We start from the raw sequence: 23202 nt of genomic DNA, 5'->3' as shown, positions 1-23202 counted from the left end.
ATGTTTTCGGGAGGAGTGGAATATAATGTCATTAAAGGAATTATATACTATAAGGCAGATTAGAGATCTAAAGGATATGCTGGCTCAAAGCTGCAGGTTGTTTTATGATAAAAGCGCTTTTATCATAAGGGACGGCAAAAATAAGCTCGGCTGTATCAGCTACGGGCAATTTGGAAGTGATGTTGAGTCGTTTGGGACGGCGTTAATGGAGCTTGAGCACGGCAGCCCGTTTATAGCCATTTTAGGAGAGAACAGGTACGAGTGGTGTGTGGCGTATATGTCTACCGTCAACGGGGCGGGAGTAGCAGTTCCTCTTGATAAGGAGCTTCCTGAAAATGAAATAGCCAATTTATTAAACAGGTGCGGAGCTTCGGCAATTGTTTTTTCGGGGAAGCATAGGGAGCAGATAAAAAAGCTTCGGGGAGGTGTTCCTGGGCTTAAATATTGTATTGATATGGACGCGGACAGGGAAGAGGACGGTATAATGTCCTTTGCACAATTACTTACGAGGGGAAGAGAGCTTATCAGGGGAGGCAGCGATGATTTTCGCCGTGCAGAGATAGACCCGCGCAGCATGAGAATATTGCTCTACACTTCAGGTACGACGGATCTGGCAAAGGGTGTTATGCTTTCGCATGAAAATATTTGTACAAACATCATGTCTGTCTGTTCTACCGTACGCATAAACAGTGATGATTTGGCTTTGTCGATACTGCCCATACATCATACCTATGAGTGTACCCTTGGGTTTTTATGTCTTATTTATAACGGAGGAGCTATTTTCTTTAACGAAGGACTAAAGCATATACCTAAAAACCTTAAGGAAATCAAGCCGTCTGTTCTTGTAACAGTACCTCTTCTGCTTGAAAACATGCATAAAAAGATATGGAATCAGGCACAAAACAGCAAGCTTACCAAGCTTAAGCTCAAGCTGGCAATATTTTTCACAAGCGTGCTGTATAACACCTTAAGGGTGGATATCCGCAAGAATGTTTTCAAAGCGGTTCATGAAGGCGTAGGGGGCAGAATGAGGCTGATTATAACGGGAGCGGCTGCTATAAGGCCGGAGGTATCCAAATGCTTCAGAAACTTTGGCATACATGTTCTTCAAGGGTATGGGCTGACAGAATGCGCGCCTCTTGTAGCGGGGAACAGGGATTACGATTTTGTGGACGGCGCGGCGGGGCTGCCTATTCCGGGAGTTGAGGTCAGGATCGTTAACCCTGACGAAAAGGGAATAGGGGAAATCGCGGTAAAAGGAAGCAACGTTATGCTGGGCTATTACAAGAATGAAGAGGCCACAAAAAAGGTCCTCCGTGATGGGTGGTTTTATACCGGGGATTTAGGATATATAGATAACAAGGGGTTTGTTTATATATCGGGACGGCTTAAAAACGTTATTGTTACTAAAAACGGTAAAAATATATTTCCCGAAGAAGTGGAGACTTATATAAACCGCAACCCTCTTGTGCAGGATGCGCTTGTGTGGGGGAAGTATGACAAGGAGTCGGGTGAAACATTAATTTGTGCGCAGATACTTCCCAATTTAGAGGCCATAAGGGAAAAGCTTAAAATGATTAGTATCTCCAGAGAAGAGATTATGAAGGTGCTTGGAGATGTCGTCAAAAATGCAAACAGGGAAATGCCCCTTTATAAGCATATACGGGAGTTTACAGTCAGAGAAAAGGAGTTCGTGAAAACTACCACGCAAAAGATAAAACGGTATATGGAAAATTCTGTTGGGGGAGAAATGGCATAGGGAAGTTTGTGCCTTCAAAATATCGTACAAACTGTGTTTATAAAAGTAAGAAGCGGCAAAAAGAGAAGGGGCTTTTGCCGCTTCTTACTTTATATTGCTTTGCAGAGGTATTAACCTCATGCTTTTTGTGGTAATATACATATTGATATAGTAAAAATATATTCTTTGTTAAGGATGGGACATACATGTCAAAAATGCATTTAATAGCTACCTCCGCATTCGGTATAGAGTCGGTTGTAGGAAGGGAGCTTCAAAGGCTGGGCTACGGCGACCAGCACATTGAGAACGGAAAGGTTACATTTTCAGGGGATGAGTCCGCCATATGCAGAACTAACCTGTGGCTCAGGTCCTCCGACCGTGTATTGGTGAAGATGGGCGAGTTTAAGGCGTTGTCCTTCGAGGAGCTTTTTGAGCAGACAAAGGCGCTTCCCTGGGATGAGTGGATTCCTGAAAACGCAGAGTTTCCTGTTGACGGGAAATCGGTATCCTCAAAGCTCTCAAGTGTTCCCGACTGTCAGGCTATAGTTAAGAAGGCCATTGTGGAAAAGCTTAAGCAGAGGTATAAAAGAGAGTGGTTTGAAGAGACAGGGCCGCTATACAGAATAGAGGTTGCTCTTCTTAAGGATATGGCCACTCTAACCTTGGATACCACGGGACCGGGGCTTCATAAAAGGGGCTATAGGAGGCTTGCGGGCAATGCTCCCCTTAAAGAGACAATGGCTTGTGCCATGCTGATGATAAGCAGGTGGAACGGGGACAGAATATTAATTGATCCTTTTTGCGGATCGGGCACTATACCTATTGAGGCGGCGATGATAGCGAAAAATATTGCACCTGGAATGAAAAGGAGCTTTTCTGCGGAGGGATGGAGAACTGTACCGAAAGAGCTATGGAAAAAGGCTAGGGATGAGGCTCAGGACTTGATAAGGCATGGCTGTGAGCTTAGAATTCATGGCTCGGATATAAGCGAAGAGGCAATAAGCCTTGCGCGGTATCATGCAAAGCAGGCCGGAGTGGATTCCGACATTCACCTGCAAAGGATGGATATGGCGGATATAAGCTCAAGATATAAATACGGCTTTATAATATGCAACCCCCCATACGGGGAGAGGCTGGGAGAAGTCCGGCAGGCGGAAGGCCTGTACAGGGATATGGCAAGGACCTTTAAAGAGCTTGACACCTGGTCGTATTATATACTTGCATCCCACCCTGAATTTGAAAAGATTTTTGGCCGCAGGGCGGATAAGAAGAGAAAGCTTTATAACGGAAGGATTTTGTGCAACTACTATCAATTCTATGGGCCTCCGCCCCCTAAAAGGGAGCCGGGTACCGATATGCTAAAAAAGGTTTGACTTATATTTTATGCTATATTATTATATTGTATAAATTGTTAAACTATATAGGGTGCGATAAAGATTTTACAAATATAGAGGATATAATTGCTTACAGCAAGTTATATCCTCCATGTAAAATCTTTATCGCTACAAAATATATGTTTAATAAATTTGCAGCATGGCAGAAAGGGTTTTAAAAATGTATTTAAAGGTTATGAAATCCGAGACCGGAGGAATAGTACACATACCGGGCTCCAAATCCCATACCATAAGGGCTTTGTTTATTGCAGGCCTTGCAGGAGGCGTATCCGAAATTTTAAATCCCCTTATTTCAAGTGACGCACTGTCCGCTGTCGAGGTATGCAAGGCACTGGGAGCGGAAATACAGGCATTTGACGGTAAATTTACAGTTAAGGGCTTCAACGGTGTTCCCAATACTCCTTCAGACGTAATAAATACAGGGAATTCAGGCACGACGATTAATTTTGCCGCCTCTGCCGCCGCGCTGGGAGAAGGCTGCACGGTGTTTACAGGCGACGGGCAGATAAGAAGCAGGCCCATGGGGCCATTACTTGAGGCTTTGAATAATCTTGGGGCACAGGCCTTTTCTACAAGAGGCACCGGAGTACCGCCAATTGTTATAAAGGGCAGGCTTAAAGGCGGATATACCGGCCTTGACGGCATTACCTCACAGTATCTTTCTTCGCTTCTGCTAAGCCTTCCCATGTGCCTTAAGGACAGTGAAATAGCCTTAACCAGACTGTATGAGGTTCCATATGCCGAGATAACGCTGTGGTGGCTGGACAAGCAAGGCATAAAATACCAAAATAACGGCTTTAAAACAATTTCAATACAGGGAGGCCAAAGCTATAAGCCTTTTAAAACCTCCATCCCGGGGGATTTTTCCTCAGCCACGTTTTTTATGGTGCTGGCGGCCATATCGGGAGGGGAGTTTGTTCTTAAAAACCTTGATATGACCGATCCCCAAGGGGACAAGCTTGTTTTGTCGATACTCCGCGATATGGGCGCAAGGGTTGATATAGCGAGCGATTACATAGTCATTAAAGGAAACGGGCTTAAGGGAAGAGAGATTGACATGAATTCCATCCCCGATGCTTTGCCTGCAATGGCTGTGGCCGCGTGCTTTGCACAAGGGGAGACACGACTTGTAAATGTGCCGCAGGCAAGGCTTAAGGAAACAGACAGAATTCACGTAATGTGTACCGAGCTTTCAAAAATGGGAGCGGATATAACAGAGCTTGCCGACGGGCTTGTAGTAAGGGAGAGCAGGCTTAAGGGGTGCAGGGTGTCGGGGCATTGCGATCACAGGGTTGTTATGGCTCTTTCCGTCGCGGGATTAAATATTGAGGGTGAAACTGTCATTGACACGGCGGAGGCTGTTAATGTAACATTCCCGGAATTTATAAAGTATATGAATACCTGCAAGGCAAGCATGAGGCTTATGGAAGACTGATTTTTAAGGTGAGTGATTTAATATATGAAAAATATAGTGCTTATAGGTATGCCCAGCTCAGGCAAAAGTACCGTCGGAAAGCTTTTGTCGGATAAAATGAGTATGGCGTTTGCCGATACCGACGCTTTAATATTTAAAAGAGAAAACAGGGCGTTAAGGGATATTGTAAATAATGATGGGCTGGACGCCTTTCTTAAGATACAGCAGGAGGTTATATTAAAAATTAATTTAACCGACTCTATAATATCAACAGGAGGAAGCGTAGTCTACAGTGAGGCTTCAATGCTTCATTTGAAACAGAACGGAGTAGTTGTATACCTTGAGGAGGAGTATAGTGAAATAGAGGGCAGGGTGGAAGCGGGGAGAAGGTTTGCCAGAAATGGAGACCAAACGCTTTTAGATTTATATAATGAGAGAACGCCGTTATATTTAAGGTATGCCGACATTACAATAAAATGTTCGCATAAGTCGGCAAATGAAGTGGCCCAAGAGGTCAAAAGCATTATTGAGGCGTTAAACGCGGGAGGTTAGGCTTATATGATGGGAAATACGTTTGGAAGGATGTTCAGAATAACTACATCAGGTGAATCCTATTCGGGAGGCTTTCGTAAATACCCCGGCGTTCCGTGTGAGCTCTATGGAGGACTACTGACTATAGTTGACGGTGTCCCGCCGGGTATAAAAATCACATCGGACGTGATTCAGCAGGAGCTGGACAAAAGAAGACCGGGACAGTCCGAGCTGGATACTCCCAGAAAGGAAAAGGATCGGGTATATATTTTTTCAGGAGTAATGGAGAATGACATTACTACCGGAGCTCCGGTAGGCTTGATTATTCCCAACAGGGATATTGAGGACAATCAAATAGAAAACCACAGAAGCTACAGAGATTTTGTCAGACCGGGTCAGGCGGCATATACCTTTTATAAAAAGTACGGGCAGAATGCCGATGTTTTTGGGGCGGGCCGTGCGTCCGGAAGGGAAACCGCTGCCAGAGTTGCGGGAGGAGCGGTTGCAAAGGCCGTACTGGACAAAATGGGGGTAGATGTAATAGGGTTTGTTTCGGGAATACACGGAATAAATGCCGAGGGCATAACCTATGAGACGGCAAAGGCCAATTACAGGAAGAATGAGCTGAATTGTCCCGATGAGGAAAAGGCAGGGCAAATGATAGCGGAGCTGTTAAAAATAAAAGCCGAGGGAGATTCCTGCGGGGGAATAGTAGAGGTTATTGCAAGGGGAGTGCCGGCAGGCTTGGGAGAGCCTGTATTTGATAAGCTTTCTGCTATAATTGCCCATGCGGTTATGTCAATAGGCGCCGTTAAAGGCATTGAATTCGGCGAAGGCTTTGCCCATGCCGCTCTAAAGGGCTCGGAGTCGAATGATACGCCGTACATTGACCCGCAATCGGGAAGGGTGCGCTTTAGAACCAATAGGGCGGGAGGCCTTTTGGGAGGCATTTCAAACGGAGAGGATATCAGGATAAGAATAGCGGTTAAGCCCACGCCCACCATTTCACTGCCTCAATCAACAGTTGACATGAATAAGGAGGAGGATATAAATATAGCGTTTAAATCCAGAAATGATCCTTCAATATGCCCCAGAATATACCCTGTATGTGAAGCAATGGTGCGTATAGCTATACTGGACGCAATTTATATGGCAAGGGGATATGCGTCTGTCGCAGATGTTGGCGATAAATGGGACAGACTGTAAATTTATATGCAAAAATAATTGAATATTGAAGGAATTTGTAAATTTCTATAGAATAGTTATATATACATATATATATATATTAAATAAGATTTTAATTGAATATTTGCTGCTTTGTATTTATTAATAAAATCTTTTTACATGGGAGATGTATATTTTAAATGGGAAATGGGATTTCCGTTTTGATTGCTGATGATAATATAGAATTCGGTGATCTGTTAAATGCTCACATGAACAGTGAGAGAGATTTAAATGTTGTGGGAGTTGCAAGAGACGGAAAACAGGCTATTGACATGATTACTGATTTGTTGCCGGATATAGTTGTGCTGGATATAATAATGCCTGAAATTGACGGTATAGGAGTTCTGGAAACCTTAAAAAGCTCCGGGCGGGCAGGAAAAACAATGTTTGTAATACTTTCGGCAATAGGACAGGATGTATTTATACAGAGGGCAATGGCATTAGGCGCTGAGTATTATATGGTAAAGCCTTTTGATGTTGACGTATTTATTTCAAGGATACGGCAGATTTATGAAAACAAGGACAGCTCGCCGTTCAGTGTCATCAGGAAGATACCTGCGGCAGGCTTTGAACAAAAAGAGGAGTCTGTTTTTGATGTGGAGCTTGAAGTTTCGAAGCTTATGATAAATATAGGAATACTTCCGTATATGAGGGGGTATAAGTTTGTAAAAGAGGCTGTAATTCAGGCTGTTAATGACGAAAAGGCGTCAATGTCCATAACAAAGGTGCTGTACCCTTCTATAGCACAAAAATTTAATTCCACACCTCAGAAGGTAGAGAGGTCTATAAGAAAAATTATTAATGAAATATGGACAAAGGGTGAAGAAAGCCCTATTGAATCTGTTTTTGGGCATAAGCTAAGCTTCAGCAAAGGCAAGCCCACAAATTCGGAGTTTATAGCTATAATGAGGGATAAGATAAAAACAGAGAAGAGGTTGAAATAGATAAAAGGCCCCCGGATATTAGAATAACTGAGAGCCTTTTACATATTTAGCTGTTTACTTTATCTTTTAGCCCCTTACCGGCCTTGAATACTGGAGCATTTGAAGCGGGAATGGTAATTTCCTTTTTAGTTTGAGGATTTCTGCCCTTTCTGGCAGCTCTTTTTCTTACTTCAAAAGTACCAAATCCCACAAGAACAACCTTGTCCCCTTTTTTCAGAGAATCTTCTACCGACGCTATAAAAGCGTTGAGAGCGGCTTCACTATTTTTCTTGTTTAAGCCTGAAGCGGAAGCAATTGAGTTTATCAGATCTGTCTTGTTCATTTATATAACCTCCTAAATTTGGAATTCGACATTATTTTATAATGAAAGCGGCACCAAGTCAAGCTTTTCAGAATAAATTAGTATTTAAGCCCTAATTTTTTATGCAAAAAAATTGGGGCTTTGGGGGCAGGACTTTACAAAGCATAAAAGAATTGATTTAAATGAACCCAAATTATGGTTAAAAGCAATAAACTAGCGCCTTGAATTAGATATTACACGGATATGAACATTTTGCAGCAAACTTTCCAGCTCCTGAGCAAAGTTATTTTCTTTGTGATCATTGGGAGACTCACCTATAATTATGTAGCTAATAGCATTTTCCTTTATAAAATTTATAATGCTTTCTATGATGTTGTCAGATTTCAGCACAGTAAGGTTGGCACCTACCGACTTGGATATTCCAAACAGATATTCCAGCGCCTCACCTTCCTTTGCGTTATCCAAAAAATTCCACCCGTTTTTAGCTACATGCAGTACAAAAAGCTCTCCCTCCATTTCCACGTTCATTTCGGCTGCTCTTCTTATCAGCCTTTCACAGGTTTTTTGCTGGGTTACACACACAAGAATGTTATGTGCCATATTTAAGAAAAACTCCTTCCGTTTTCAGCTTAAAGCTAAAATTACTGTAAAATAAATATATAAATTCTGCTGAAACACTTTGTGTAAAGTATTTCAAATGATGGTATTAGTTTCTAGTCAAAGGTTCTAAACTCTCTAAATATATTATACTAGAGAATAATGATAAAGTCTTTTATTGCAAAGCTAAATTTAGGTAATAAAAATGCTTTAGCGTGCTGTTTCTATTTTTTGCGTGTTCTTATGAGATTGTTGCTTTGCCGGGAATACAAAGAACAGCTTTGCTTTATGCATAATAGCTTTTCCTTGCTTTTTATTTTTTGGTATATTAAAATTATTTCATGATATCATGCAAATACAGGAAATATTTTTACAAGCAAATATATGTTGCTCGGAGGTAGCTTATGAGAAGTGTAAGTGTTGGACAAATAATCGACACTGTGGAAAGATTATGTATAGACGCAAACTATTATTTAAATAGAGACATCATGTGTGCTTTAAATTCAGGGCTTGAAAAGGAAAAGTCGGACACAGGCAAAATTATTATGGGCCAGATTATAGAGAACGCGGAAATAGCGAGTACAAATAAAATGGCTATATGTCAGGATACCGGAATGGCGGTTGTATTTATAGATATGGGACAGGATGTGCATGTAGAGGGAGGAAGCATAGTACAGGCGGTCAATGAGGGAGTAAGGAGGGGGTATAAAAACGGATACCTGCGCAAGTCTGTAGTAGAGGACCCTATTCATAGAATAAATACAGGTGACAATACTCCTGCGGTGATACACTTTGAAATGGTTGAAGGGGACAGCATAAAAATAACTGTGGCACCAAAGGGCTTTGGAAGTGAAAATATGAGTGCTCTGAAGATGCTAAAGCCGTCGGATGGTCTGGAGGGAGTAAAGAGCTTTATACTGAAGACAGTCGATAACGCAGGCCCAAATCCTTGCCCGCCTATGGTTATAGGAGTGGGGATAGGAGGAACAATGGAAAAGGCGGCGATATTGGCTAAAAAAGCCCTTTTAAGGCCTATTGATATGCCAAGCGGCATTCAGTATGTTAAGGAACTTGAGGAGGAAATGCTTGAGGCAATTAATATGCTGGGCATAGGTCCGGGAGGCTTAGGAGGAAGAAACACTGCACTTGGTGTAAAAATAGAGACATTTCCTACTCATATTGCCGGACTCCCTGTTGCGGTAAATATAAGCTGTCATGCCACAAGACATGCTGAAGCGGTGGTGTAATGTAATGGGACACACCGAAATAGGTAATGGGACACACCTCTCCTTCGTCGAGGAATTTCCCATGGAGATGATGTCCCATGGGAAATATTCATTGAAGCATTTCCCGTCTGGAAATATTGATTAAGGAATGCCACCTTGAGGAGCAAGCTTGTACGGAACACCCCCTGTGGTGTTCGGCTTCGGGGGAGCGAATTGCTGTTTTGTTTTAAGGAATGTCCCCAAATAAATAGGAGGTTATGGTTTGCATGGTATATACAATTGAAGCGCCGCTGACAGCGGAAAGGGTAAGATTGCTTAAGGCCGGAGACAGTGTAGAGATAAACGGCACCATATATACGGCAAGAGATGCGGCGCATAGGAGAATGGCGGCAATGATTCAGGAAGGTAAGGCTCTTCCGTTCGATGTGAAAGATCAGATAATTTATTATGTTGGGCCATGCCCCGCGAGGGAAGGGGAGGTAATAGGCTCGGCAGGGCCTACCACTAGCAGCAGAATGGACGCGTATGCCCCGGCTCTGATTGAAATGGGGCTTACGGGAATGATAGGGAAGGGCTTGAGAAGCAGTGCGGTTATAGAGGCTATGATAAAGCATGGTTCGGTATACTTCGGCGCCACAGGAGGTGCAGGTGCTCTTATATCCAGAGCCATTACGGCTGAGGAGGTGATAGCTTTTCCCGAGCTTGGGCCTGAAGCGGTAAGAAAGCTTACCGTTAAGGGATTTCCGGCAACGGTTATAATAGATTCATATGGAAACAACCTGTATGAACAGGGCAAAGAGCGGTACAGAGTGATATAGTCTTTTTTGAGAATATATTTAATAATTATTTTATTTTAAGGCATTTTAATGCAGTATGGCACTGCAATAGAGGCCCTTTTAGTCTAGGAGGAAATGAACGTGAATAAATATGGTACAGTAATCTTTCAACTTACAGCTATAATTGTGTCGGCAGCTTTTTTGCTAATTCATCCTTTGGGACATGTATCGGTAAATATTTTGGTATATCTCTTTATCGCAGCGGGAACTACGATTGTTGCAGCAAGGATAAATAAAAGGTCTGTAGAGGAGTATACCCGGCAAATCAATTCTCTTAAAAAAGAAATAGGCAGGTTTAATTTTGAGGTGCAGGTATCCTCAAGCCAGATATCATCTGTTTCTCAGCAATTAGCGATCACGCTTGACGAGAATAATGCATTCGCTCAGCAGCTATATGCCGAAACAAAGGAAATGGCAAGTCTTAATTCCGAAGCCAATGCAAATATAAACAGCACCATTTCAGGAGTGAAAAACATAATAGAGCTCTTAGAGGATGCGGGGGAAACCATTTCGGATATGGAAGATACCAGCGAGGACTCAAACAGTGTTATAAAAAGCAGCCTCAACGAGATAATGGAAATCGTAAACACCATTAACGAGATACAGAAATCTTCAAACGGTACAATGGAGTACATGGATAAGCTCAACACAACTTCGGGCGAAATAATTCATATACTGGAAACAGTAAGCAATATATCAAAGCAAACACAGATGCTGGCTTTAAATGCTTCCATAGAGTCTGCCAGGGCGGGAGAGTCGGGAAAGGGCTTTGCCGTTGTGGCAGGAGAGATAGGAAAGCTGGCCACTGATACCAGCGAGGCTGTGAAGGATGTGAATAAATTAATAAAAAGCATTCAGGAAGAAATAAGCAGCGTTTTCAAGGTGGTAAGAGAAAATTCGTCGAAGGTCGATACCGGTGTGAGGGTGTCGTGCAATATAGAGAAAAATTTAAGTAAAATAGATATGTCGTTTGGCAGAGTTATTGATATGGTTGCTAAAATAAACGAGCTTTTTCATCAGGAGGTGCTGCTGACAAAAGACATTGAGGACAGAATAGGCGAAGTAGAAAAAATAATGAATGTCGCTGAAAAAAGTGTTGAGGATGTTAAGCAGTCGGTGCGCAAGCAGAAGAACAGCATAGAGGACATAGCCGAAATGGGAATCAGGCTTAATGAGTCTTCCCGGAACCTTGAGGAGCTTTTTAGCCTTTCGGAAGGCGAAGCAAGCATGTCGGCGGACGAAAATAAAATAAATGAGGCTGTGCAGTCTTTCAGGCTTATATGCAGAGAACTGGCAAGCGGAGGGCTTTCAGACAGCATGGATAAGTCTTTACATAGAGCGTTGCTTGAGAAAATTATTGAGAATAATTCATTTATAGAAGCGGCCTGGACTAATGAAAGCAGAGGCAAATTCATATGCTCAATTCCTGAAGCAGGTATAGCCAATGCAGGGGTCAGGGAGTGGTTTAAGCGTGGGATAGCCGGAGAAGAGTATGTGTCCCCGGTTTATATATCAGCTATAACTAAAAATCCTTGTATTACTCTTTCAGCGCCGCTAAAGGACAGTGGCGGTAAGATAACAGGAGTAATAGGAATTGACGTTAAGCTCAAGCAAGCTTAATGGGCAATATTATACCGGGAGGGGTTTTAAGCTATGAGAGCTGAGTTGAAAGATAGAGTGGACATAGAGAAAATAATTAAAAATGAACATATAACTATGTACTTTCAGCCTATTATCTCAATCAGAAAAAACTCTATGGCTGCTTTTGAGGCCTTATGCAGGGGTATTGACGGAGAAAAAATAATTCCCCCCAATATTTTGTTCGATTGTGCAAGGGACAAGGATCTTACACTTGAGCTGGATAGGCTGTGCAGGAAAAAGGCATTGGAGGGGTTTGCGTCTATGACAAAATCCTCCCAGGATATGCTGCTGTTTTTAAATTTTGATGCTTCGGTTATAGATCGTGGAGTAGTGGGCTCAGGCAATTTACATGATGCGGTATCATGCTTAAACCTCAATCCAAGCAATATAGTGATAGAGATAAATGAAACAAAGACTAACAATACCCCGGCATTAAAAGACTTTATAGATACCTATAAGAATTATGGGTTTATAGTGGCGCTTGATGATATAGGATCAGGTTATTCAAACTTAAACAGGCTCGCCGTGGTTAAGCCTGATATACTGAAGATTGACATGGCGTTGATAAGCGATATAGACAAGGAGTTTTACAAACAGGAAGTTGTTAAATCCATGGTGGAGCTTGCCAGAAAGATAGGGGCTCTTGTAGTTGCAGAAGGAGTTGAAACACAGCAAGAGGCAATAAATTCCCTTGATTTAGGCGTGGATATGCTTCAGGGATATTACTTTGCCAGACCTCAAAATATAAGAAGCCTTGATTTTGAGGAGCTGCGGCAGAAGAGAAGCGAATTGGCCGGGGTTTTTAAGCAATACATATTAACCAAGCTAAAGACCCAAAGGGAAAAGAAAGACTGTTTTGCATGTACGGCGTCTCAGGTTGCAAAAGAGCTTTCCAAAGTATGCTCATGCGGCTTTGATGAGATTCTAACGCGTATAGCTCATTCCTGTTGTCACGTAGAGTGTATTTATGTTTTATGCAAAACGGGCATACAATTCAGCGAAACGGTATGCAGCTTTACAAGCTTTTCATCACGGAAGAAGTCTATTTTTTATCCTGCTGCCAAAGGAACTGACCATTCCCTTAAGGATTACTACTATCTTGCGGTGGGAAACGGGCAAGGAAGATTTGTCACGGAGCCTTACGTTTCAATCGCAACGGGCAGCTTATGTGTAACCATTTCCGAGACTTTTACAAATGTTGAGGGAGAAGAATTTGTTCTGTGTATAGATAATGTTATAAATGATACATAGTGCTGTGAGCTGGAATTTATCTTAGGAAATTAAATTTTTGTATATTTTTAAGAATACATAGTGTATAATATTTTTAAGACAGGAGGTATTGATTTATGGCGAAAATTACGCGAGATATGATAATTTCGGATGTTTTAAAGCTTGATAAGGGCACTATACCTATATTTTTAAATAACGGAATGCATTGTCTGGGATGTCCTTCTTCATCGGGTGAGAGCATTGAAGAGGCGTGTGCTATTCATGAGATAGACGCAGATGTGCTGGTGAGGCAGTTAAATGAATACTTAGAAGGCAAGTAATTTTTAATGTGCATAAAAATGGGATGAACCATTGGATTTTTCATAGCCGTTGTTAAACGTCTTATTTTTTTGCAAAGGCGTGTATTTTTGTTTGTATGAAAAAGAAGAGTATTGTATTAAAGGACTATAGCATATAATGACTGATATTGATTAAAGCAAAATGCACTGAAAATTATATGCTTTATTGACGGGGGGATTTTGGTAATGGCTACAAGAGTTGTTATTGGTACTCAATGGGGAGATGAGGGTAAGGGAAAATATATTGACATGCTTGCTTCGGGGTCTGATTTTGTTGTGCGCTTTTCAGGCGGAAACAACGCGGGGCATACTATAGTTGCCGGTGGTGTAAAATATGCCCTGCACTTAATCCCTTCAGGGATACTTCATAAGGGAAAGACGTGCATAATAGGCAATGGAGTGGTTGTTGACCCTGAAGTGCTTATAAGGGAGATCACAGAGCTTAATGAAAAGGGAATTGATACGGATAAATTATTCATAAGTGACAGAGCTCATGTTATAATGCCGTACCACAAGGAATTGGATGAGCTGCAGGAGCGGGCAAGGGGAGAGGACTCTATTGGAACCACTAAAAGAGGAATTGGTCCGGCGTATGCAGACAAGACTGAGAGATGTGGAATACGCGTATGTGATTTTATAGACGAGAGGCTTTTTGCGGAAAAAGTAAGAAAAAATCTTAAAATAAAAAATCAGATAATCGAAAAGGTATATGGCGGACGCGCACTTGATGCAGAGGAGATCATAAAGGCATATTGCGGGTATGCTAAGATTCTTAAAAAGCATGTTGCCGACACCAACGCAATGCTTTTTGACGCTATGGATTCAGGAAAAAACATACTGTTTGAAGGGGCTCAGGCCACATTCCTGGACTTGGACTTCGGAACCTTCCCATTTGTAACCTCCTCCAATCCTGTTGCAGGAGGAGTATGTACGGGGGCGGGGATTGGGCCTGTGTACATTGACGAGGTGTATGGCGTGCTAAAGGCATATACATCAAGAGTAGGGGCGGGGCCCTTCCCGACCGAGCAGGACAATGAAACGGGAGATACTATAAGGGAGCTGGGATGGGAATACGGCACCACCACGGGAAGGCCAAGACGCTGCGGATGGCTTGACGCGGTTATGATAAAGTACGCCGCCAGAGTAAACGGGCTTACGGCTCTTGCCATAAACCATGTGGACACCATAGGCAAGCTGGACAAAATAAAGCTGTGCAAGGCATATTTAAAGGACGGAAAGGAAATAAACCATTTCCCGGCAAGCCTTGAGGAGCTGGCGAAATGCCAGCCTATCTATGAGGAGTTTGACGGATGGAATGAGGATATTTCGAACATTAAGAAGTATGATCAGCTTCCTGAGAACGCGAAAAAATATCTTTCAAGGATTGAGGAATTAGTGGGAGTGAAGATAGGGCTTATAGGAGTTGGGAAGGAAAGAGAGCAGACTATAGTGGTATAGATATAAATATTTAAAATATATTTTTTAAAAAACGGTTGACAAAAATGGAATGAATGCTGTATTATATATACTTGTTGCGGCTCAAGACAAAACGCTTGAGCCGTAATTTAAGGGCCATTAGCTCAGTTGGCAGAGCACTTGACTTTTAATCAAGGTGTCCCGCGTTCGAGTCGCGGATGGCTCACCAGACAAAACCGCTTAAGCGGTTTTTTTGTTTTTCGGGGGAAGGGAATGCCAGGCTGTGTGAAAACGCTGAACCTTCGAGAAAAATTGCAGCCCGCAACCGCTGCGGCATCATGGGGTACGGTTCCTCCGCTTTCCCTTCGGTCCTTCGCTACGCTTTAGGAAGCGGACGAATCCGTCCCCAAGATTCCTCCGCTACATTTTTTGCAAGAATTATTGAATTTCAAGAAGACATCTTATACAAACTTTAGTATCAGGAAGAAGTTACAAGAAGGACTCAAAGACAGGAAAAGGTATGCCCAAAATGTAATTATAAATATGATGGTGAATGTTACATTGTTAATGAACTGAAGGGGGAACTATCAAGCAATGATAAAAACAATTGGTAAGGCTATGATATGGATTTTTATTTTCTCAATATTGTTGGTTGGGTGCAGTAGAAATAATATCAGTAGAGAAGAAAAGCTAATGGGCTTAAGTCATGATATTGAAATTGAAGGTATGATCTATAGCATAGGGGCAGGTGAAATTATTGATAATCAAACTATTACTTACAATATTTCTCTTTTTAATTGGGATATAAAAGAGAAATATATTAAATGGGTTGAGCCTGTTTTGACATCTAAATTTTCAGATAAAGTTAGGGATATGGAAGATAAAGTTATTATTGAAAAAACAATAAAACCAAACACTTCATTAGACATTAATTTTCAGATAAATTTTGATGCAAAAGGACTATCTAAAGAGGATATTGTTAACCTTGAGCCTTATATTACAGATATAAAAGTAGTTACTGAAGACAAATTAGGACTAAAATATGGAGCAAAACCATTTAAAGAGGATGAAGCCAATTTGACAGAATCAAAAACATATAGTAACACAGATTATCATGTTTCCTTAAAATATCCTTCAGATTGGGAATTAAATCCTAAATATACTGTAAGGTACGAGGATAAAGATGGATTTTTTCAAATTTCTGCAATTAATGGTGAAGGTCTATCCATTGACAAAGTAACTGAATTAGATACATTGCACAAATTACAGCCTTATGGTTCTAATCCACAAATAAAGGAATTAACAATTCAGGGGCAAGAAGCAAGATTAATTTTACCTTCAACTGACCAACCTAAAGAAATGCAAAATCAGGCTGGATTAATAGTTAAATATCCAACAGCAGTTAAAATAGACAATACCACTTATTTTTATTTTGTTTTATGGGCAGATAAGGCTCACATAGAGCAGATTAGCAAAACTATTTCTTTTGCTTACTAATTTGTAATAGGTGCGGGGAGGTGCGGGGACACTCCTCAACAATACCGCAGAATTGTGCTTCATTTTTGAGGAATGTCCCCCCATAATTATAATAAGTATTATTAATGGAGGAGTAGAAGTGGACTATATAAATAATAATAAGTCAGCATGGGAAGAAGCGTTTGAACACAGACAACCTAGCTGGGGAGATGATAACTATAAAATCCTAATGAATGAGAAGCTTCCCTTTTTAAATGCTGATGTTGTTAGTGAGATTGAAAAAATCGGTTTAAAGGGAAAAACAATTGGTCAATTCTGTTGCAATAATGGCCGTGAATTATTATCCATGATGCAGCTAAATCCAAGCTATGGGGTTGGTTTTGATATCGCTGAAAACATTATTGAGCAAGCAAAGGAGACTGCGAGAAAAGCAAACATAACTAACTGTGATTTTGTGACAGCTAACATTATGGACATTGATGAAAACTACTATAACAAGTTTGACTTTATTTTCTTTACAATTGGGGCTATTACTTGGTTTAAAGATTTAAGTTTATTATTGGTAAAAGCATCAAAATGTTTGAAGTCAAACGGACTACTGCTTATTAATGACTCTCATCCATTCATGAATATGCTCCCTCTACCGCATGAAGATGGTTTTGATGGGGAAAATTTAAACCAAATAACATATTCATATTATAGAAAAGAACCTTGGGTTGAAAACAGCGGCATGGGGTATATGACACCACAGTATGAGTCAAAAACATTTACAAGCTTTTCACACACTTTATCTGATATTGTTAATTCGGTAATTACTGCTGGAATAGCAATAAAAAAACTGAATGAATATGATTATGATGTGGGATTGACAAATGTATATGATAAAAAAGGATATCCATTATCTTTTATATTGCTTGCTCAGAAATAATAGGTATTGGGACACTCCTCAAAAATAACGCAGGGGCTTCATTTTTGAGGAGTGTCCCCAATAATCTGCAGAAAAACAGCGGAGGAATTTTGGGGACGGATTCTTATGCTTCCGTAGCGCAGCGTAGGACTGAAAGGAAAGCAGAAGAACCGTACCCCATGATTCCGCAGCGGTGGCAAGCTGCAATTTTTCAAACAATTTTAGGGTTTTCACACAGTCTGAACGCCCCCTGTGGCGCTCCCTACCTGTTACTTTTATTATCTGATCGGTTTAATTCATTCATATAGCCTGCAGTAATGATGCCGGTGGGCAATGCGACTATTGCAATACCCATAAACGAAGAAACCATTCCAAATATACGGCCTAAATTACTTACAGGGTATATGTCTCCATACCCGACGGTAGTTAAAGTTACTACAGCCCAATAAATTGCATCGAAAAAGGAATTAAAACTGTCCGGCTCTACTGAGAACATTATCAGAGCCGATAAGGATATGTATCCGCCGGCTAAATAGCAAACTGCTAATAAGGCTTGTTTCTCTTTCATTATTACATTAAGGATAAGATCAAAGCTTTTAGAATATCTTAGAATTTTCAACACTTTAAAAACTTTGTTCAATCTTAACAATCTAAACAGCTTGAACCCCATGTTCAAAGCTGTTAATGACGGCAGAATTGAAAGCAAATCTATGATTGCAAAAGGAGTAAATGGGTATAGTAGGAATGATTTAGCCCCTTTATCCTTAAATTTGAAATCAGCAGTAACCCAACGAAATATATAATCAAGAATAAAGGCTAAGACAGTAATTCTATCAATCCAAATAAATAATACATTACTTGTTTTAAAGCATACTGGAACAATACTTGCCACAATTATTAGTAACATCGTATAATCGTAGATCGAACTGGATTTATCGGTCTTCTTTGCTATATCTACTATTTCATAAATTCTTTTTCGCATACTTATTATCCCCTTTACAATAACCATCTCTATCTAAACTCTTAGAACATTCTATCAAATAAATTCCAAAAATTCAATTTAATTAAGTACGGGGACACTCCTGAGGAGTAATAACCTTGTTAGATGATATGACGAAAATGATAAGATGTACAATGAATTACTGACAAGTAATTACTAATACAGAATGCTCCTAGCCTGATGGATGGAGGCTTATTTGTGATTACTACAAAGCATATCAATATTAGTAAAATAATGTATTTATATAAAAATATAGGAATAATATGAAATAAAGAGTATTTTGGATTAAAATTACAGCAAATAAATATATCCGTTAAATACATATTTGTAATAAAATGTATTTAACTTATAATTAATTATAGGAAAGTGCACGTTCCTATAATTAAATAATAAAAAAAATGGAGGTATATGTTATGAAACTAAAAAGGACAATATCTATCTTAGCCGCAACCGTATTAAGCATATCTATGGTATTAACTACCACCGGTTTTGCGGCTTCCGAAGATTTAGTATTGGGGGAAAATGTAATTGAAATTACCGTTGAGTCTTCGGACGGAGGGACTGAAACTACCATAATCGATCTTAATAAAACTGGCTGCTACCAAGTTGATGCAAATGGAGATTCCATTTTCCAGATTTTTGGAAGTTTCTCAGAACACACGATTAATTCGGGTAGTACAATGTACTACACAGGTAGCGGTAATGGATATACACTTGATCGAGGCCAAAAAGTAACAGTAAAAGCGAGTTTTGATAAAAGCATCAGTTGGGAATGTGGTTATTCCAGCAGCCAATACACAGCACCTATAGGTACCGGTAGCAGTAGTTCAATTAACAAATCGGTTAATATGCCGGCTGACGGAACTTATAAGTTCTATATTAAAAACAAATCCTCTAGCACTGTTACTGTTAAGAGCGGCTCTATTACTTACTAATGTTTTTGCTGAAATTATTATTTTATAGGTATAAGATTATATTTTGTTACATTTCCATATGTTTAGACCACTAATGTTAGTTGTTTGTTAATTGCTAATAATTTTATCCGTTTGTAAAAGGGGCTATAGTAATTTCCCATTTTGCTATAGCCCCTAAATTATGCCCTGAAACCACTTGTCGTAAGGGAAAATAGACGACAAATTCCTTAATGTAAGCGTAAACATGTGGTGCGGGGACACTCCTCAACAATAACGCAGAATTGTGCTTCATTTTTGAGGAATGTCCCCGCACCTTCGTGCAATCACTTGAAGTTTATAATCAGCTTGCCGTCCTCAAAAACAATGAATTTACCGCTCTTACTGCCTTTGGGCTTATCATGTGCCGCAATGAGATTATTTCTTCTCCATACCGATAAAATAACACCCACCAGTGCCATGTCTATGACATAGTCCGTGCCGCCGTATGAAATAAATGGAAGGCTCATACCCATTAGTGGAAACAGATTGAAATTCATTAATATGCTTATAATAAACTGCAGTGATAGAACAGTGCATGAGGCAAGGGCAAGGTAATGCCCGTAACTGGTTTTTACCCTCCTTGCAGTCATAAGCATTCTGATAATAAACAGGGCCGCCAGAATTATAAGAGCTATACCTGCCGCCCAGCCCAGCGTGGCTATCAAGTTAATGAGGACATAGTCTGTGGTGACGGAAGGCATTGCCATATCTATACCGTAACCGCTTATCGTTTCCGTTGTCCTTCCAAACAGCTTTGAGACCGACAGCCAGTTGTCGGCCATTACTTGCTGCCACCCGCTTCCAAAGGAATCACTTCTTCCTCTTGTAATAAATACTGCTATTCTATGCAGTCTATGGGGCTCGGAGGCGACAACGGCTGCCAAAGCAAGTACACCTGCGGCAGCTATACCGCCTAGGGAAAACATCTGAAGCCTTCTGCTGCCGCCGAAGTGCCTCCGCATGACTGCCGAAAACATCAAAACAGCATATCCCGCAAGCAATACCAGTGCTTGTGAAAGGCTTGGCAGCAGTACAATGGGAAGAAGTGATACCCCGCCTATTCCTATTAAGTACACAATGGCGATTCCGCCCTTGTTTTTAAGCTTCTCCATAAACCCTGCAAATGCAATTAAAAGCAATAGTGTGGCGTAATTTGACGAAACTGAAAGGCCGATGAATGAAATGTATTTTCTTCCTGCTATTACATTTCCGGTGCAAACAGTAAATATGAGGGCGGCAAGGGCTATAAGATAAATTGGAAGCGCAAGCCTTTTTAGTTTGGTATAATCAAAAAAATAAAGTGCCGCCATTACGGCAATCCCAATAAAAGCGAAAAATAAATACCTCTCAAAGCTGACAGCCTGGAGTGATTCAAATTTGCTGCTTATAAACATGATTACTCCGCCTACAAGTGCGATAATTGCAGTAAGTATTATTATAGACCACTCTGTCTGGGGCTTATGCTGCCTGTTCAGCCTGTTGCCGATTTCGTCGCAATCCCCCATTGAGGCAATTGCCATGTCAAGAGCTTCCGCCTCTGTACTGCCCTTGCGCAGATATTCATCTCGCAGCTCTGTAATATGGCTTGTAAGCTCCTCCCGAATATCCTTATGTACCGATTTGCAATTGATATGTATACACACATTGTCTAAAAACGAAGATATTCTATTATCCACAGCAAGCCCCTCCAATCACGGCATTAACTGCCTTTGTATAAGTTTGCCATTCGTCTTTTTTGTGCTTAAGAAGCTTTTTGCCCTCACTGGTAAGCCTGTAATACTTCCTGCGTTTTCCGTTATCAGCGTCGAGCCAGTACGCCTCAATGGCTTTTTCATTCTCAAGCCAGTGAAGCATGGGGTATAAAGTGCCCTCCTTCATTTCAAAAACATTCTCAGACCTTTTCCTGAGCTGCTGTGTAATCTGATAGCCGTACATATCCTCCGTTTCGAGAAGTGACAATATAAGGATAGATGTACTGCCCTTCATAAGCTCCTTATTGATTTTCATGCTCTACCTCCATACATAAAGAATCTATATATATAGAATTTCTATGTATACAATATCACAATAAAATTAAATTTGTCAACGCTCCTTTCTTGCGTCACCGCTTTCCCATAGTGCTTTTATAGCCCTTCTGGCCTGAGATATGGTAAGAGCGTTTTCCGAGAAGCGGAAGCCATCCTTTTTGCTTAATATTTCCATAAGATGACCTATTCTGGGCAGCCTCAAATTCACTTTTCTCAGCTCCTCCTTTTGGGAAAATACATTATGGGGAGTTCCTTCCGCAACCAGACTGCCCTGATCCATTACGTAGGTGTAGTCGCAATAGAGGGGTACAATGTCAATATCATGTGTTGCAATTACAACAGATATTCCAAGGTCCCTTTGAGCCTCCTTAAGGAGCTTCATTATTTCACTGACTCCGCTTGGGTCAAGCCCTGCGGTGGGTTCATCAAGCACCAGCACCTGCGGGCTCATGGCGAGAACACCTGCTATGGCGGCACGCTTTTTCTGCCCGAAGCTCAAGGAATGAGTAGGCTTGTCTTTAAGGTGAAGTATGCCTGTTCTTTCCATAGCCGTTTTAACCCTTGCCGCCACCTCTTCCTGCGGCAGCTTCATATTTAACGGCCCGAAGGAAATATCCTGATATACGCTTGCGGAAAACAACTGGCTGTCAGGGTCCTGAAAAACTATTCCCACATGGCTTCTCAGCTCCTTCATTCCCTTACGCGAATAGTCTATGGGGCTTTTATCAAACAGGATGCTTCCCGTCCGGGGTTTAAGTATTCCGTTGAAGCAAAGAAACAACGTGGATTTTCCTGCGCCGTTGCCTCCAAGCACAGCAGTTGTTTTTCCCTTTTCTATTGCCATTGTTATTCCATTCAAAGCGTGTGTACCATCGGAATATATATAATTTACGTCTCGGGCTTCCAGAATGCTTTGCCCCATAGAATCACGTCTCCTTTACAAATGCCTCAAGGCCAGAGCAGTACATATAAGCAGTATATTTAATACTGCGGTGCAAATATAGCCGGCCCGGCTTTTATTATAGCTTCGGGGAAGTACCCTCAGCTCTCCTTCATATCCTCGCGCCTCAAGAGAGGTATACAGTTCGTCCGACCTTCTGTATGCGTCTATAAAAAGCGTGGAGGCAAGAGCAGCGAGCGAGCGGTAGCCTGTCGAAAGCGTTGAGTATCCTAGGCGTGAGCTTTGGGCCGTAAACATGGTGCCGGATCTTTCAAGCAGCACAAAGATGAACCTATAAATGAGTCCCATAAGCTCAGTAAAAAGCCTTGGCACTTTTAAACGCCGCATAGCGTCCAGCAGGTCGGTTATAGGTGTGGTAAGGGACAAAAAGTACAGACAGGAGACTGAGCCTATAGCCTTTATAAACAGGTTAAAGGCATTTATTGCTCCTGATGAGGTAATTCCTATTGCTGTTCCTGCCACCTGTACTGATATTAAAAAGAATTCAGCACTGCTAGATGCATTTATTGCAATAGAAAGAACCCCTATAACAAGGAATACCATAGGAATCAACAGCATTTTTGCAAAAATTCTTATGGGTATTCCTCCCTTAATGACAGCAGCCCCTACCGCTATGAAAATTACCAGCAAGGATATCACCCAGTCATTGGCCCAAAGACAGACACCAAGTGTAATAAAGGTAAAAAAAAGCTTTTGCATGGGGTCTATACCCGCAAGCTTTGAGCTGTACGCATATTTGTCAATTGAAAGCATGGCTACTTCACATCCTGATTTTTTGCTCGTCCTCTAAGCCACCCAAGCCCATACCCTATAATTCCCGCGCCTATGGCCGCCTGCAGCGCAAACAGCAGGCTTTCAACCTCGCCGCTTTTGGGCTCAACTAAAGGAGAGAACCACGGCTGGTATTCTGCATTTATTTCGGTAATAGCTTCCTCGGCTTTACCGTCGGCACCTCCGAATTCTCCATCCTTTACAATAAATAATGGCAAAACTGCCAGCGCAACTACTATAACAATCATAGCTATATTAGCTGCCATTTTGCTTCCGT

Annotated in this window: 23 protein-coding genes and 1 tRNA gene; 16 read left to right on the top strand and 8 right to left on the bottom strand. The window is 41.2% G+C overall.

The annotated features are described in order from the left end of the window. Positions 1 to 25: 25 nt before the first annotated feature. The 6 genes from DFR58_RS10430 to spo0A all read left to right on the top strand — a co-directional run bounded on the left by DFR58_RS10430 (position 26) and on the right by spo0A (position 7245). On the top strand, positions 26 to 1759 hold the full coding sequence (locus DFR58_RS10430) for an AMP-dependent synthetase/ligase (protein WP_114297788.1): 1734 nt from the start codon (positions 26 to 28) through the stop codon (positions 1757 to 1759). A 185-nt stretch (positions 1760 to 1944) separates the two neighbouring features. Next, complete coding sequence (locus DFR58_RS10425) at positions 1945 to 3111, top strand: THUMP domain-containing class I SAM-dependent RNA methyltransferase (protein ID WP_114297787.1); 1167 nt, start codon at positions 1945 to 1947, stop codon at positions 3109 to 3111. A 196-nt stretch (positions 3112 to 3307) separates the two neighbouring features. Continuing rightward, positions 3308 to 4567 (top strand): 3-phosphoshikimate 1-carboxyvinyltransferase, encoded by a 1260-nt coding sequence (aroA, locus tag DFR58_RS10415; protein WP_479722737.1) that lies wholly within the window; start codon positions 3308 to 3310, stop codon positions 4565 to 4567. A 24-nt stretch (positions 4568 to 4591) separates the two neighbouring features. Further along, positions 4592 to 5098 (top strand): shikimate kinase, encoded by a 507-nt coding sequence (locus tag DFR58_RS10410; RefSeq protein WP_114297784.1) that lies wholly within the window; start codon positions 4592 to 4594, stop codon positions 5096 to 5098. A gap of 6 nt (positions 5099 to 5104) precedes the next feature. Continuing rightward, a complete protein-coding gene (gene aroC / locus DFR58_RS10405) occupies positions 5105 to 6283 on the top strand; it encodes a chorismate synthase (protein WP_114297783.1) in 1179 nt (392 codons plus the stop codon). Positions 6284 to 6441: 158 nt separating this feature from the next. Continuing rightward, entirely contained in the window at positions 6442 to 7245 is an 804-nt protein-coding gene (gene spo0A / locus DFR58_RS10400) for a sporulation transcription factor Spo0A (protein WP_114297782.1), read from the top strand. A 46-nt stretch (positions 7246 to 7291) separates the two neighbouring features. Here the strand turns inward: spo0A and DFR58_RS10395 are convergent, their stop codons facing one another. Continuing rightward, the gene (locus tag DFR58_RS10395) at positions 7292 to 7567 is read right to left on the bottom strand and encodes an HU family DNA-binding protein (protein WP_114297781.1); all 276 of its coding nucleotides are present in this window, start codon (positions 7565 to 7567) and stop codon (positions 7292 to 7294) included. A 192-nt stretch (positions 7568 to 7759) separates the two neighbouring features. Further along, positions 7760 to 8146, bottom strand: coding sequence for a universal stress protein (locus DFR58_RS10390; RefSeq protein ID WP_114297780.1), 387 nt, complete (start codon positions 8144 to 8146; stop codon positions 7760 to 7762). Between the two features lie 401 nt (positions 8147 to 8547). On the opposite strand from DFR58_RS10390, the gene DFR58_RS10380 reads away from it, so the two are divergent. The 9 genes from DFR58_RS10380 (at position 8548) to DFR58_RS10340 (ending at position 17234) form a co-directional block, all read left to right on the top strand. Beyond that, positions 8548 to 9390, top strand: a complete 843-nt coding sequence (locus tag DFR58_RS10380; RefSeq protein WP_114297778.1) for a fumarate hydratase — start codon at positions 8548 to 8550, stop codon at positions 9388 to 9390. A 245-nt stretch (positions 9391 to 9635) separates the two neighbouring features. Beyond that, positions 9636 to 10187, top strand: coding sequence for a Fe-S-containing hydro-lyase (locus DFR58_RS10375; protein ID WP_114297777.1), 552 nt, complete (start codon positions 9636 to 9638; stop codon positions 10185 to 10187). A 99-nt stretch (positions 10188 to 10286) separates the two neighbouring features. Then, on the top strand, positions 10287 to 11825 hold the full coding sequence (locus tag DFR58_RS10370; protein WP_170138117.1) for a methyl-accepting chemotaxis protein: 1539 nt from the start codon (positions 10287 to 10289) through the stop codon (positions 11823 to 11825). A 33-nt stretch (positions 11826 to 11858) separates the two neighbouring features. Continuing rightward, positions 11859 to 13097, top strand: a complete 1239-nt coding sequence (locus DFR58_RS10365; RefSeq protein WP_114297775.1) for an EAL domain-containing protein — start codon at positions 11859 to 11861, stop codon at positions 13095 to 13097. 95 nt (positions 13098 to 13192) lie between these two features. After that, a complete protein-coding gene (locus tag DFR58_RS10360) occupies positions 13193 to 13396 on the top strand; it encodes a DUF1858 domain-containing protein (protein ID WP_114297774.1) in 204 nt (67 codons plus the stop codon). A gap of 204 nt (positions 13397 to 13600) precedes the next feature. Next, positions 13601 to 14872, top strand: coding sequence for an adenylosuccinate synthase (locus DFR58_RS10355; RefSeq protein WP_114297773.1), 1272 nt, complete (start codon positions 13601 to 13603; stop codon positions 14870 to 14872). 111 nt (positions 14873 to 14983) lie between these two features. After that, positions 14984 to 15059 (top strand) — tRNA-Lys (locus DFR58_RS10350). A gap of 365 nt (positions 15060 to 15424) precedes the next feature. Next, positions 15425 to 16327 (top strand): hypothetical protein, encoded by a 903-nt coding sequence (locus tag DFR58_RS10345; protein ID WP_114297772.1) that lies wholly within the window; start codon positions 15425 to 15427, stop codon positions 16325 to 16327. 118 nt (positions 16328 to 16445) lie between these two features. Beyond that, positions 16446 to 17234: a class I SAM-dependent methyltransferase gene (locus DFR58_RS10340; RefSeq protein WP_114297771.1), complete on the top strand. Its 789-nt coding sequence runs from the start codon at positions 16446 to 16448 to the stop codon at positions 17232 to 17234. Between the two features lie 241 nt (positions 17235 to 17475). Here the strand turns inward: DFR58_RS10340 and DFR58_RS10330 are convergent, their stop codons facing one another. Further along, entirely contained in the window at positions 17476 to 18195 is a 720-nt protein-coding gene (locus DFR58_RS10330; protein WP_114297769.1) for an ion transporter, read from the bottom strand. A gap of 431 nt (positions 18196 to 18626) precedes the next feature. Between DFR58_RS10330 and DFR58_RS10325 the strand changes: the two genes are divergently transcribed. Continuing rightward, positions 18627 to 19148: a hypothetical protein gene (locus tag DFR58_RS10325; protein WP_114297768.1), complete on the top strand. Its 522-nt coding sequence runs from the start codon at positions 18627 to 18629 to the stop codon at positions 19146 to 19148. Positions 19149 to 19450: 302 nt separating this feature from the next. Here DFR58_RS10325 and DFR58_RS10320 read toward each other — a convergent pair whose 3' ends face one another. From DFR58_RS10320 to DFR58_RS10300, 5 genes are all read right to left on the bottom strand, one after another. Continuing rightward, a complete protein-coding gene (locus DFR58_RS10320; protein WP_114297767.1) occupies positions 19451 to 20842 on the bottom strand; it encodes an FtsW/RodA/SpoVE family cell cycle protein in 1392 nt (463 codons plus the stop codon). Then, a complete protein-coding gene (locus DFR58_RS10315; protein ID WP_114297766.1) occupies positions 20835 to 21173 on the bottom strand; it encodes a PadR family transcriptional regulator in 339 nt (112 codons plus the stop codon). The genes DFR58_RS10320 and DFR58_RS10315 overlap by 8 nt, the downstream gene beginning before the upstream one ends. 75 nt (positions 21174 to 21248) lie before the next feature. Next, positions 21249 to 22115 (bottom strand): ATP-binding cassette domain-containing protein, encoded by an 867-nt coding sequence (locus tag DFR58_RS10310; protein WP_114297765.1) that lies wholly within the window; start codon positions 22113 to 22115, stop codon positions 21249 to 21251. A gap of 15 nt (positions 22116 to 22130) precedes the next feature. Next, on the bottom strand, positions 22131 to 22907 hold the full coding sequence (gene cbiQ / locus DFR58_RS10305) for a cobalt ECF transporter T component CbiQ (protein ID WP_114297764.1): 777 nt from the start codon (positions 22905 to 22907) through the stop codon (positions 22131 to 22133). A 2-nt stretch (positions 22908 to 22909) separates the two neighbouring features. Further along, positions 22910 to 23191, bottom strand: a complete 282-nt coding sequence (locus DFR58_RS10300) for an energy-coupling factor ABC transporter substrate-binding protein (protein ID WP_423230834.1) — start codon at positions 23189 to 23191, stop codon at positions 22910 to 22912. Positions 23192 to 23202 lie beyond the last annotated feature (11 nt).

The organism is Anaerobacterium chartisolvens, assembly GCF_003337415.1.
GTDB classification, from domain to species: Bacteria; Bacillota; Clostridia; order Acetivibrionales; family DSM-27016; genus Anaerobacterium; species Anaerobacterium chartisolvens.
The sequence above is the reverse complement of the archived record's forward strand: the minus strand, read 5'-3'. Positions and strand labels throughout refer to the sequence as shown.